This window comes from Undibacterium paludis, from assembly GCF_022568815.1.
GTDB lineage: Bacteria > Pseudomonadota > Gammaproteobacteria > Burkholderiales > Burkholderiaceae_D > Undibacterium.
Map to the genome: position 1 here is coordinate 1 of NZ_JAKZHX010000033.1, position 12,762 is coordinate 12,762.

The window sequence follows — 12,762 nt, forward strand, 5'->3', positions numbered from 1 at the left end:
GGCTGTAGAGGGTGACCAGGCAACAGGGTTGAAGCTGGCCTGATAACCCTATTCCACCCTGAACGCCAGATCCCGCTTGTCCCTCGCCACATTCCCCGCAAAATCCGCTGCATGGATGCGCAGGATGTAATCGCCTGCTACCAGCTTGCTGACGTCCCAGTTGCCCTGTTTTGCCACGCCGTCCCTGACGGTATTGGTTGCCACGTAGAGGAAGCGGGTTTTCTTCGCGCCGTGGACGGTGATGCCGCTGGCTTCGGCGTAGGCGGTCTGTACCATTTCACGGTCCGGGGGCAGGGCGTTGAATTCCATATTGATGAGGGGTTTTTCAAAGCCTGCGACGGGGCTGCTGTCGGCGTGCAGTATCTGATAGCCTAATTGATAGATGCCAAGGCGGCGGCGTTTGGCGTTGCCGTCTGCCTGGTCGTAGGCATCAACGACGATGCTGTAATCAGTCACGGTTTTTGACAGCAGCAGTTTGCCATTCTGTTTTTGTTTGATGGCAGCGCCTGTACCGTCAAGGATTTGTATGTCTTCAATCTGCGGTCTGGTGGTGTCGACAAAGCCGGGGAAGTTCAGCGCCAGCGGGTTGACCTTGGTGCCAGCGTGATTATGTTCCAGGTGCACGTGGAACATGCGGTTGATGCTGCCCAGCACCTCACCGGTCTTGAAACGGGTGCCGCGCCGCACGCGCATGGCATAGGGTTTGCCTTCGCTGTCTGTCTGTACCTGGAATTTGTCTTCATCAAGTACCTGGTTTTTTGCCGAGCGCCCTACCTTGATATGGATGTAGGCCATGCTGTCGAGCTTGATGCCTTCGCTCAGGCCATCATAGCCCCAGGTACTGCCGGTGCCACGCATTTTTTCATCGGCGATGGCATAGACCAGGGTGCCCATATTGGCCTGCACATCAAGGCCTGCATGGAAGTGGTCGCGGCTTTCGCCATTGTAGTTGCCACGTACTTCACCGATTGTGCCGACGACTTCATGCGGCGCCTGTTGTGATTTGACGGGCCAGGGGTAGGACTTGATCCGTTCATCTGCCCTGGTATTGTGCACACCGGCCAGCGGCGTGGGTGCCGTTGGCTTGATTTCTTCCTTGCCCTGATCGCGGCCATTACGCACTCTGATCTTCATGACCTGTAACCTGGCTGAATCTGCCACCAGCAAAGAGCCGTATTGATTGAGGGCGATGCCTGTTGCCTGGGCCAGCCTGGGTACACTGTCATCACCGGCGGTGAATTCGATACCGACACCGGTGACGCCGCGCATTTCACCTGCTGGCGATATCTGTATGATGCGGCCCTTGCCGCCTTCACCGATGTAGAGGTGGTCATCATAGGTGGCGACGATGCTCAATGGTCTTTGCATCAGCGGTTTTTCTTCTTCAGCCAGCGTGTGCAGCACACTGCTGACCTGACCATCTGCGGACAGGCGGCGTATGGCATTGTTGCGGCTGTCTGCGATCAGCAGGTCACCCTTGCTGTTGACTGTGATGCCTGTTGGCGTGTCGAACTGTGCGGTGGCAGCGGGGCCGTCAAGATAACCGGATAGCGCACCACCAGCCACGGTGCTGACCTGGCCGTCTGTGCTGATTTTTCTGATGCGGTCATTATAGGTGTCGGCCACATAGATATTGCCCGTTTTATCGACGGTGACGCCGACCGGGCCATTGAATTGCGCCTGGCCTGCCGGCCCGTCCTGGTAACCGGGTTTGCCATTGCCGGCCACCGTGGTGACCACGCCATCAGCGCTGATGCAGCGTATTGCATGGTTAGCGGTGTCGGCAACCAGAAGGTTACCCTTGCCATCTATCACCATGCCTGATGGGGTATTGAAAGCGGCTTGCGCGCCCTGGCCGTCTGCAAAACCTTCTGCTGATCCGGCCAGGGCAGTGATGGCACCATCGCGGCTTATCTTCATGATCTGATTATGTTCGCCGGCATCGCTGACATAGATATTGCCTGATTTGTCGATAGCAATACCGTAGGGGTCAGAGAAGTCGCTGCTGTCGACATCGGCTGCGCCAGCGTAGACTTCAAGCGCTGGCTGCCAGTCGAAGACGGTTGGTGCGGGCCCTGGTTTGATGCCGGCTTTTTCCATCAGCTTTGCTGGCCCTGTTATTGCTGTCTCATTACCTGCATAACGCATGAAGCCCAGTATGGCGATGACGCAGACAATCAACATGACAATCAGCACGATGAAAAACGAGAGACGGCGCTTGGTAGTGACAGGCATACAGAATGTGGACGGTGTGCAGGAGCAAAGCGGCAGCTTAGCTGATTTTGATGAGGCCTGTCACGCATGATGAAATTTGAAGGCATCACACCTGATTTTCTGTTTTGGATTAGCATACGTCATAAAGGCTTGCCGCCTGTGCGCAAGCTGCTCTGATAAAGGAAGATAAATGTCCGCACCGATGTCCGCACCAAAAAACCTGGCCGATTTCATGATCACCAAAAAATGGCCTGCCCAGCACCCTGACAGGCTGCAACTGTATTCCCTGCCTACGCCAAACGGTGTCAAGGTATCGATCATGCTGGAAGAAACCGGTCTGCCCTATGAACCGCATCTGGTCAGCTTTGACAGGAATGACCAGATGTCGCCAGAATTTCTGTCGCTTAACCCGAACAACAAAATCCCTGCCATCATTGACCCGCAGGGCCCTGGCGGCAAGCCGCTGGCGCTGTTTGAATCCGGCGCCATCCTGCTGTATCTGGCAGACAAGACCGGGCAGTTCATCCCTGCTGATGCAGCGGAACGCTATGAAACCATACAGTGGCTGATGTTCCAGATGGGCGGCATAGGCCCGATGTTTGGCCAGCTTGGCTTCTTCAATAAATTTGCCGGTAAGGCCTACGAAGACAAACGTCCGCGTGACCGCTATGTGGCAGAATCAAAACGACTGCTGGCCGTGCTCAACCAGCGTCTGGCTGACCGTCAGTGGATCATGGGTGATCAGTACACCATTGCCGATATCGCAAGTTTTCCGTGGATACGTAACCTGATCGGCTTTTATGAGGCAGGTGAGCTGGTCGGTATCAATGATTTCCCGCATGTGCAGCGCGCCCTGGCAGCATTTGTCGGCCGTCCGGCGGTGCAGAGGGGTTTGCTGATTCCCGGAAAATAATCTCTGACCGGGCCGCATTTGCTGAACATGAATTCATGAGCGAAAAATATTTTTGATCATTTGTCGATTTGCCTGTATCCCAAACGTCATTGTCATGACGGCGCATCCTGCCCGTTGTTTATGGAAGATAATTTGAGGAGAACATCATGCAATACATGTTATTGATCGCAGCAAATGAAGCCGAAGAACAGCAGATACCCGATGCTGAAATGGGACAGATGATTGCCGCCTACGGGGCCTATACCCAGGCCCTGATACAGGCTGGGGCACTGGTCTCGGGCGAGCGTTTGCGTGAATCGACCAAAGCGACGACGGTGCGCGTGCGTGAAGGCAAGACCACCGTACTTGATGGACCTTATGCCGAAGCCAAGGAGCAGCTCGGTGGCTTCTACATCATTGATGTGGCTGACCTGGATGCGGCACTGCATTGGGCAGCACGTTGCCCCGGTGCCGCTTATGGATCAATAGAAGTGCGTCCGATCTGGCCGACAGAAAAAATGTCTTCGCCGGAATGCAGTAATGCCGGCTAGCGGACTGTAACAGTTCACCAGGTGACCGACGCAGTAGCCCAGGCGGCAGAGGCGGCCGTCCGCAACAGTTATGGACGGCTGCTCGCCATCCTGTCTGCCCGTTCGCATGATGTGGCCTGGGCAGAAGACGCCCTTGCCACCGCCCTTGAAAGTGCACTGACAAACTGGCCGCAGACCGGTGTGCCGGCAAGGCCTGAAGCCTGGTTGCTGACCGTCGCCAGGCGGGCGATGATCGATGCAGCGCGGCACCGGCAAACCCATGCGGCGCTCTTGCCAGACATGCTTCTGCTCAGCGATGAACTGATGGAGGAGGTGGACAGTGCAGCCATCCCCGACCAGCGTCTGGCCCTGATGTTTGCCTGTGCCCATCCGGCCATTGATGCGGCAATCCGTGCACCGCTGATACTGCAAACCATACTGGGTCTCGATGCGGCGGCGATTGCTTCTGCCTTTCTGGTGCCGCCGGCGACCATGGCGCAACGGCTGGTGCGGGCCAAAGCCAAGATACGCGATTCCGGCATACCCCTGGTCATCCCTGATCAGAGCGTGATTGCCGACAGGCTTGATAGCATACTTGATGCCGTGTACGTGACCTATACCGACGGCTGGTCAGACCCGTCGGGCACAGAACCGCACAGACGCAACCTGGCTGAAGAGGCCATTTGGCTTGGTCAATTGCTGGCCACGCTGGCCCCGGATGAGCCCGAAGCACTGGGTTTGCTGGCCTTGATGCTGTACACAGAGTCACGTCGCCATGCGCGGCGCAATGCATCGGGTGATTATGTGCCGCTGGACCGGCAGGACATGGAGCAGTGGGACGCTCAGACAATTCATTCCGCAGAAAAAATCCTCAAGCGTGCCGCCGCCATGCTAGACCCAGGCCGTTACCAGCTGGAAGCGGCCGTGCAATCTGTTCATGTAATGAGAAAATATACCGGCAAGACAGACTGGTCCGCCATCGTCACCCTGTACCGGCAATTGATGGTATTGACAGATTCGCCGGTGGTCGCCATCAATCATGCCATTGCACTGGCTGAAACCGATGGGCCAATGGTGGCCTTGCAGGCATTGCCGACCTTACAGGCGCAACCGCGTCTGCAACACTACCAGGCTTATTGGGCGGCGCGTGCCAATCTGCTGCAGCGAGCGGGCTTGCTGCAAGATGCTCATGCAGCCTATCAAACCGCCATTGGTCTGGAAACAGATCCTGCCGTGCGGCTTTTCCTGCAAAGGCAGCAGGCCAAGATGAGGGGAAAGGATTAAAGCAGGGCCTGATTGCTTCAGGGCTGAGCCTGTTTGCGCAACAAGGCTTCAAGCTTGCTTGCCAGTACGGCATGTTTTTTGTGCAAATAATGGTAAAGAGGTATCGTGCTGACAGGTGGTGTCAGCATATACACGGTATTTTCCAGGCCCATTTCTTTGACCAGTTGCAAGCCGGTGTTTTCATCAATGACAATTAGCTCGACATGTCTGTTGAGCATCTGTTTGAAGGCTGCCTTGATGTTGAGCTCAGCGAAGCCAGTGGTAAATCCCTGGGTATTCTGTTCTATGATCTTGGTGCCGGTTTCATAAGAAAAACTGTGCTCACGCAGACTGGCCCAGCCCTTGTCGAGAGCGATGTTTTTATCGAGTGCAAAGGCGACGGTATTCGTGGTGGCCAGGGCAACAGGTATCTGCATCAGGTTGGGGTATTCATTGCTTAAGCCTGCTTTGCGCATCAACTCGCCATCAAGACGGCCGCTATTGGATTCCTGCAGGGCACGGTTGCCTGGCAGGTTGACGAATTCAATTTTGACACCGAGTTTTTTATAGGCATCTGTCAGGTAGATGGCGGCATTTTTTTCCATGGGGCCGCCGTTGCCAAAGGTGGTGATGCGTAAGCTCTCTTCCTCCGCCTGACTTGCTGCGTGTGTTAGCAGCATGGCAAAAACAATACTGAGTACGGTAAATTTTTTGCAATACTTGCCTGAAATCATGCCTGGCTTTCTACAGTGAAGCTGGGTTAGTGACCGTGGGGTGAACCTTGCAGCAAGTATTGCGCATTCCGCCCTGACTCACAAGCCAGGGTACTGTTCAATACAACAAGGTCATCATGGATATATCAGGCGTCAGACATGCAAGAGCACGGCATTAAGGTTAGAATCACGCCTGTTTGAAATAAATGGGCCAGAGCATGAGCGAAAAAAGTAACCCGGGACTGACTCCACAGCAATTATTTGAAAACAACCGCAATTGGGCTGCTGCCATCACGGCAAAAGATGCCAACTTCTTCAAAACGCTGGCGGCACAGCAAAGCCCTGAATACTTATGGATAGGCTGCTCAGACAGCCGCGTTCCTGCCAATGAATTGCTGGGCCTGTTGCCTGGTGAATTATTTGTCCACCGCAATATCGCCAATGTGGTCGTGCATTCTGACCTCAATTGTCTTTCTGTACTGCAATTTGCGATTGATGTACTTGGTGTCAAACATATCATTATCTGCGGCCATTATGGTTGCTCAGGCGTGCATGCTGCCATGACTAACCGCCGTGTTGGCCTGGCTGACAACTGGCTGCGCCATGTGCAGGACGTGCATCAAAAGCATGAAAAATACCTCGGCCAGGTAATCTCGGAGCAAGAGAGAAGCGAACGCCTGTGCGAACTCAATGTCATCGAGCAGGTAGTCAATCTCTGCCGTACCACCATCGTGCAAGATGCCTGGGAACGTGGTCAGCCCTTGACTGTGCACGGCTGGGTGTATGGTCTGCGTGATGGTTTACTCAGTGAATTGGGTATGACTATCAGCTCGGCTGACGAGTTGACACCGCATCTTGAGGCCAGCCTGGCACGTTATGGTCAATAAAGATTCTTTTTTTAGTATCAGTCAGTAGCGATACAGATGGCTGCACAATGCAGCCATCGCTTTATTTGCAATATCAAGGCATCTTCCTGATGAGCTTATTCAGATGAAATGCAGATGAAAATGCGAAAGAAGACCGACCTGCCCAGCAAACTTTGCCAGACTTGCGGCCTGCCATTTAACTGGCGCAAAAAGTGGGAAAAAAACTGGGACGAGGTCAAATATTGTTCCCAGCGCTGCCGTAACAACAGCGGGGGCAATAGCAGCAAGTCACAGGCTTGAAAGCCGCCATCAGACTGGAAAACGCCATGCAAACTGCCGCACCCGCAAGCATATTGCGCCTCATTCTCGGTGACCAGCTCAATCCTGCGCATAGCTGGTTTAGTCAGGTCTCGGACGAGGTGGTCTATGTCATCATGGAAATCCGCCAGGAGACAGATTATGTGCTCCATCATGCGCAAAAAATTATCGCCATCTTTGCTGCCATGCGTGATCTGGCTGCGCAATTGCAAGCCGCCGGGCATAGACTGCATTACCTGACTATCGATGACGCAGACAATACACAATCACTGACAGCCAATCTTGACTGCCTGTTGGCGCATTACCAGTGCAGTCAGTTTGAATACCAGGAGCCTGATGAATTCAGGCTCGATGTGCAACTCGCTGCCTATTGTGATGCCAGCAAGATCAACTGCCGCATGTGCAGCAGTGAACATTTTTTTACTCGCCGTGATGAAGCCGCCATCCTGTTTGAAGGCCGCAAGAAATGGCTGATGGAACATTTCTACCGCCACATGCGCGTCAAGCACCAAGTCTTGCTGGAAGAAGCCAACAAGCCAGTCGGCGGGCAATGGAATTATGACCATGACAACCGCAAAGCCTGGCAAGGTATACCTTGGGAACCAGCAGATTTCCGGCCCCGGCATGATCATGGCGCCCTGTGGCAAACCATACAGCAGGCAGGCATCAATAGTTTTGGTGAAGCGAATGCCAGCAATTTTGCCTGGCCGCTGAACCGTGCAGAAGCCTTGAAGCAGCTTGATGCCTTCATCGCGCATGCCTTGCCGCATTTTGGTGAATTCCAGGATGCCATGAGCAGCAAGTCATGGCGCTTGTTTCATTCACTGATTTCATTTGCGCTGAATGTCAAAATGCTGCATCCCCAAGAGGTCGTCAGCAAGGTCGAGGCTGCCTTGTGGGCTGGCCATGCTGCCTTGCCAGCGGTAGAAGGTTACATACGCCAGATACTGGGCTGGCGAGAATATGTGCGTGGCATTTACTGGGCGCAAATGCCAGGCTATGACGAACATAATTACTTTGCCCATGAGGCAGAATTACCAGCATGGTTCTGGACCGGTAAAACAAAAATGCGCTGCCTCTCCAGCGCCATCAGTCAGTCGCTGGAGCAAGCCCATGCCCATCATATACAAAGGCTGATGGTCATAGGCAATTTTGCCCTGCTCGCCGGTTTGCAGCCACAGCAAGTGCATCACTGGTACCTGGGCATTTATATTGATGCGTTTGAATGGGTAGAATTACCCAATACCCTGGGCATGAGCCAGTTTGCTGACGGTGGTATGTTGGCGACCAAACCCTATGTATCTGCCGCAGCCTATATCGACAAGATGAGTGATTATTGCAAGGGCTGCCATTACGATAAAAAGCAGCGTACAGGTGAAAAGGCTTGCCCCTACAATGCCCTGTACTGGGATTTTTTTGCGCGCAACGAAGACAAGTTAGCGAGTAATCCTCGCATAGGCATGGTGTATCCGCAGCTCAGGAAAATGGATAAAGATGTCTTGCAGGCGCTGCGCGACCGGGCAACAGATCTACGTGCCAGACTCGATGATCTTTAAGTATATTGTTTGTAGCACCTTAGCACCTTAGCACCTTGCTTTTGAAAGCCTAGGAATGAACCCCATACAGCCAAACAAGCTCATGCTCTCCAAATGGACTGCGGTAGAAGTCATTGCCAAACAAAAGCATTTTCTGGTCAGTAAAGTTTATTTGTCCGAGCCGCAAGAAGGGCAACTTGTCATGAATGCCCAGGTCGAATTTGTTGAACTTGAAGCCGTCTATACCAAGGCCAAACGCAAGATCGCCTGGCGGGAACTGGCTGACACGACCATATGGAAGCAAGGGTGGGTATGATGGCAGATAGTTTGCTAAGCTCCTTCCCGCAGGGCTTCAGGGCCTTGGTTATCGGCGCATCCGGTGGCATAGGTGCGGCATTTGCAGAACAGTTGCGTGCGCAAGAACATTGCGGCCAGGTGGTATGTCTGCACCGCCAAAGCCAGCCACCACTGGATTTCACCATTGAAGACAGCATCGCGCAAGCTGCTACCATGATGAAAGAACTCGGCCCTTTTCATCTCATCATCAATGCGACTGGTGTATTGCATACCGCTGACTTCATGCCCGAGAAAAAACTGGCCGATTTGCAGTATGCGCAAATGCAGGCGACTTTCCTCGTCAATACCTTTGGCCCCGCCATGCTCTTGCGCCATTTCACACCGCTGCTCGATAAGCAAAGAGCTGTGATGTCCATGTTATCTGCCAAGGTTGGAAGCATAGAAGACAATCGCCTCGGTGGCTGGTATAGCTACCGCGCATCCAAGTCGGCGCTGAACATGATGGTCAAGACTGCTGCCATAGAACTCAAACGCACGCACCCTGATGCGGTCTTGTTTGCCTTGCACCCCGGCACGGTCAACACCGCCTTGTCACAGCCTTTTCGCGGTGCCAGCATAGGCCGCCCGGTGGGGCAGGCAGCCAGTGAAATGCTGGCGGTGATCAACAGCATGCAGCCTGCACAATCGGGTGGGTTTTATACCTATGCAGGTGAGATGCTGCCCTGGTGAGATCGTCAAAAGATATTCACACCACCTGCATCACTTCCTGCACAGGCTTGCGCAGCTTTTGTGGCCAGTTGCCCGCAGCCGCATAACCCACCGTTACCAGCATCACGGGTATCTCGCTTGTGTGCAGATCAAATTCCCTGCTGACGGCATCTGCGTCAAAGCCACTGAGTGGGCAAGATGCCAGGCCCATGCCCTGTGCTGCCAGCATCAGTGTCATTGCGGCGAGTGAGGCCGAGCGCAGGGCTTCATCTCTTTGTAATAGCGCATTGCCGATGTGGCTTTGTTCTGCCATGCCTACCCAGGTTGCCAATGTCTTGCTGTCGATAATCCCGGCATCCACTGAGGGGCGCAAGGCCGGTTCCAGTTGTGCGTGAGCATTCAGCGTGCCGCAGATAATGAAGCTGACAGCGGCATCGCTGATTTTTTGCTGGTTGAAAGCTGCTGCCTGCAAACGCAACTTGGCCTCATCGCTGACCACGGCCAGGAACTTCCAGTTCTGGAAGTTATACGCAGAAGGAGCCAGTGTCGCCAGCCGTACCAGCTCGCTGATCGTGGCCTCACTGAGTTTGCGGCTGCTGTCATAGTTATTTGCAGAGACGCGGGATTCAATGATTTCTTGTATGGATGCGTGCATTTTTATTCCTAAACATAAATGAGAGTGAAAATTTCAGGCCTGGCTGCGCATGCTTTTTTGCACGACGATGACACTGCCAAGTACGATGAACAAACCTGCCAGCGACAGACCGCGCATGCTTTGATCCAGCACTACCCAGCCCAGGATGACAGCAGTAATAGGGCTTAACAGACCCAGCGAAGAAACCGCAACCGGTGACAGCCGCGCAATGCCACGGAACCACAGGCTATAAGCCAGCAAGGCACCAACGACAGACAGATAGGCATAGCCCAGTATCTGCGTCAGGTTCAGCGTGGGCAGTGGGGCATCCACCATCATGGTGATAGGCAGCAAAATCAAGCCACCCAGCAATAACTGCCAGCCCGTAAAAGCCAGCACTGGCAAACTGCTTTGCCAGCGACGCGACAAATAGGTGCCGCCTGCCATGCAGATTGCCCCTGCCGCAGCGGCAGCCAGGCCTACGCCATCCATCACCGCTGTCGCTGAGAGCAATAGCGCCGCCATGCCCAATACCGCAAAGATGCTTGCCGTGATTGCCAGCGCGGCTGGCCTGCGCCTGTCCAGCAACCATGCCATCGCCATGATCAACAAGGGTTGTATGGAGCCGATGACGGCTGCCATGCCGCCAGGCAGGCGGTAAGCTGCAATGAACAGCAGCGCCTGGAAGAAACCGATATTGAGTGCCGCCAGCACCAGCAAGCGCCCCCATTCACGCGACAGGGGCAGGCGCTTGCAGAACAGCACCAGCAAAATCCCGCTGGGCAGGCAGCGCAACAAGGCCGCCGTAAATGGCCGGTCCGGCGGCAGGAACTGGGTAGTGACCAGATAAGTCGAGCCCCAGATGGCAGGGGCAAGGGCAGTCAGCAGGGTATCGAGCCAAAAGCCCAGACGTGAAGACGGGTTTGCAGTTTTCATGATAATGTCTTGAGTTCAAGATAAATTCATCTTAGCATAAACTATCTTGATATCAAGATAAATGCACATGTCTTGTGGGGTCTTTAAGCAAGCGGTAAGCAGTGAAAGGGCGTAAATACATGAATCGCCAGAGGGCTGCCCATATAATGTCGAGCTATGCGCAAACGAATAATGGATGCGCGAATGAATAATCAGGGGAGCGAGATGGCAGAAAAGAAGCTGGATGCAGTTGATCAGATTTTGGAGCAATGGCGCAATGCCAGACCAGACCTTGATTGCAGCCCCATGGAAAACATAGGCCGCCTGCGCCGTTGCAGCGACCTGCTGGGGCGCGCGCTTGACGCGACCTTCAACGACTTTGGCATGAGCGCCTGGGAATTCGACATGCTGGCCACCCTGCGCCGCTCCAGCACCACCTTTTGCATGAGCCCGACCGACCTGTTCTCCAAACTCATGGTCACCTCAGGCACGATGACCCACAGACTACAAAAACTCGAAGCCAGCGGCTGGATCACCCGCCTGCAAAACCCCGACGACGCACGTAGCATGCTGGTGCAATTGACCGATGCCGGCAAAGACCTGGTAGACCGTGCGTTGCTTGCTCACGTAGAGAACGAGAGACGCATCATGTCAGGCTTGAGTGTCGGGGAACTGAAGCAATTGAATGAGGGTTTGAGGGCGATGCTGGCGGTGTTGGAGAGGGTGTAAGGGTGATGGCAAAAAAATTTTTTGTGTGATGATCAGAACGTAACCTCATAAATGCAAATTGCAACTGGATAATCGTAGGGAGCAATATATTGCGCCGCATGTGCGCATCGCACACGGGATACATATTTATCCCGGAACCTTGAAGCACCATGCGGCGCATTGCAATACGACCAATGTCATTGAAAACGATCATTGAAACAAAAATTTGAGTCAGGCTGCACAAAAGAAAAACAATTTTATTTTATCGAAGGATATGTGGGAGATTGCAAGCGATGACAGCGCAACGACCTGAAGGATTTATTTGCAGGCATAAGGACGTCAAACTCGAAGGTTACTTTTTGGGATTTCGTCACCGCAGGAAATCCAGTTATCCAGAAAGGATATTGTACATATGAATTTTCGACCTTACCAAGACCTGTGAAGATAGTATTTTCTGCACTCTGGCGTGGTTACGTGTCGCATTAGTTACTGGATGAGCACGGTCATTTATATCTGCAGGGATTCGAATATCTTGGTCATCGTGTTGAATTTTGCGATATCGCCCATGAGAAATTGACGGGGGATTTTTACCTTGCTTTTTCCAAAGGAATTTACATCGACAGAACTTATGTGCCTTTTAAAGATGGCGTGGTGGTCACAGAAGAGTCATTGTGGATAAAGGAAAATACCGGCCGTACCAGAAATTCATGGATGCTGGAGGCAGAAGCAAAATTTCTTGACGAAAATAACTGCTTTGTCAGGATAGATTTTGGCGTGAATGCTCGGGAAATCCAGAAACAATATTCAGTCTATGTTGATGGCAATATTGTTGCTAACCACAAGAAAGATGTTGCACCAAAAAATTCTATTTTGATGCGTGTCAAGTAAGGTGATCATAGAATTGTTGTGCGTGAACTTGATTACAAGAAAAAAGACAGGAAGGAATCTGATACGCTTTATTTTTCAGTTACTCCGGAAAACGAGGTGTACTTCCGTTTTAGTTTCGTCAATGATGAGTTACAGTTGAGTAGAGACTAATCCAAGATTTGGGAGATGCTGGCCAGTGCGTAGATAAGGTTTTTTACAACGTAAACGTACGCATGCTGTGCATCAAAATAAGTACATCAGTTTATTTTGACGAGCCAGAAGGCATATAAGCAAGACACTAT

Annotated in this window: 14 protein-coding genes; 10 read left to right on the forward strand and 4 right to left on the reverse strand. The window is 52.9% G+C overall.

The features are described 5' to 3' along the window. Positions 1-48: 48 nt before the first annotated feature. On the reverse strand, positions 49-2,235 hold the full coding sequence (locus LZ463_RS28585; RefSeq protein WP_241459730.1) for an NHL repeat-containing protein: 2,187 nt from the start codon (positions 2,233-2,235) through the stop codon (positions 49-51). Between the two features lie 169 nt (positions 2,236-2,404). Between LZ463_RS28585 and LZ463_RS28590 the strand changes: the two genes are divergently transcribed. The 3 genes from LZ463_RS28590 to LZ463_RS28600 all read left to right on the forward strand — a co-directional run bounded on the left by LZ463_RS28590 (position 2,405) and on the right by LZ463_RS28600 (position 4,920). Continuing rightward, a complete protein-coding gene (locus tag LZ463_RS28590) occupies positions 2,405-3,127 on the forward strand; it encodes a glutathione S-transferase N-terminal domain-containing protein (protein ID WP_241459731.1) in 723 nt (240 codons plus the stop codon). A gap of 146 nt (positions 3,128-3,273) precedes the next feature. Continuing rightward, a complete protein-coding gene (locus tag LZ463_RS28595) occupies positions 3,274-3,657 on the forward strand; it encodes a YciI family protein (protein ID WP_241459732.1) in 384 nt (127 codons plus the stop codon). Positions 3,658-3,678: 21 nt separating this feature from the next. Next, on the forward strand, positions 3,679-4,920 hold the full coding sequence (locus tag LZ463_RS28600; RefSeq protein ID WP_241459733.1) for an RNA polymerase sigma factor: 1,242 nt from the start codon (positions 3,679-3,681) through the stop codon (positions 4,918-4,920). 17 nt (positions 4,921-4,937) lie between these two features. Here LZ463_RS28600 and LZ463_RS28605 read toward each other — a convergent pair whose 3' ends face one another. Next, on the reverse strand, positions 4,938-5,633 hold the full coding sequence (locus LZ463_RS28605; RefSeq protein WP_241459734.1) for a type 2 periplasmic-binding domain-containing protein: 696 nt from the start codon (positions 5,631-5,633) through the stop codon (positions 4,938-4,940). 197 nt (positions 5,634-5,830) lie between these two features. Between LZ463_RS28605 and can the strand changes: the two genes are divergently transcribed. From can to LZ463_RS28630, 5 genes are all read left to right on the forward strand, one after another. Next, on the forward strand, positions 5,831-6,499 hold the full coding sequence (gene can / locus LZ463_RS28610; protein WP_241459735.1) for a carbonate dehydratase: 669 nt from the start codon (positions 5,831-5,833) through the stop codon (positions 6,497-6,499). A 120-nt stretch (positions 6,500-6,619) separates the two neighbouring features. After that, positions 6,620-6,778 (forward strand): DUF2256 domain-containing protein, encoded by a 159-nt coding sequence (locus LZ463_RS28615; protein WP_489686164.1) that lies wholly within the window; start codon positions 6,620-6,622, stop codon positions 6,776-6,778. A 26-nt stretch (positions 6,779-6,804) separates the two neighbouring features. After that, the gene (locus LZ463_RS28620) at positions 6,805-8,352 is read left to right on the forward strand and encodes a cryptochrome/photolyase family protein (protein ID WP_241459737.1); all 1,548 of its coding nucleotides are present in this window, start codon (positions 6,805-6,807) and stop codon (positions 8,350-8,352) included. A 55-nt stretch (positions 8,353-8,407) separates the two neighbouring features. Further along, the gene (locus LZ463_RS28625; RefSeq protein ID WP_241459738.1) at positions 8,408-8,647 is read left to right on the forward strand and encodes a TIGR02450 family Trp-rich protein; all 240 of its coding nucleotides are present in this window, start codon (positions 8,408-8,410) and stop codon (positions 8,645-8,647) included. Then, entirely contained in the window at positions 8,644-9,357 is a 714-nt protein-coding gene (locus tag LZ463_RS28630; RefSeq protein ID WP_241459739.1) for an SDR family NAD(P)-dependent oxidoreductase, read from the forward strand. Before LZ463_RS28625 ends, LZ463_RS28630 begins: the two co-directional genes overlap by 4 nt. A 16-nt stretch (positions 9,358-9,373) precedes the next feature. On the opposite strand, the gene LZ463_RS28635 is transcribed toward LZ463_RS28630, so the two are convergent. Continuing rightward, a complete protein-coding gene (locus LZ463_RS28635) occupies positions 9,374-9,991 on the reverse strand; it encodes a nitroreductase family protein (protein WP_241459740.1) in 618 nt (205 codons plus the stop codon). Positions 9,992-10,024: 33 nt separating this feature from the next. Then, the gene (locus LZ463_RS28640; RefSeq protein WP_241459741.1) at positions 10,025-10,906 is read right to left on the reverse strand and encodes an EamA family transporter; all 882 of its coding nucleotides are present in this window, start codon (positions 10,904-10,906) and stop codon (positions 10,025-10,027) included. A 183-nt stretch (positions 10,907-11,089) separates the two neighbouring features. On the opposite strand from LZ463_RS28640, the gene LZ463_RS28645 reads away from it, so the two are divergent. Together LZ463_RS28645 and LZ463_RS28650 are read left to right on the forward strand one after the other, a co-directional pair. After that, a complete protein-coding gene (locus LZ463_RS28645; RefSeq protein ID WP_241459742.1) occupies positions 11,090-11,614 on the forward strand; it encodes a MarR family winged helix-turn-helix transcriptional regulator in 525 nt (174 codons plus the stop codon). 552 nt (positions 11,615-12,166) lie between these two features. Then, on the forward strand, positions 12,167-12,481 hold the full coding sequence (locus tag LZ463_RS28650) for a hypothetical protein (RefSeq protein WP_241459743.1): 315 nt from the start codon (positions 12,167-12,169) through the stop codon (positions 12,479-12,481). Positions 12,482-12,762 lie beyond the last annotated feature (281 nt).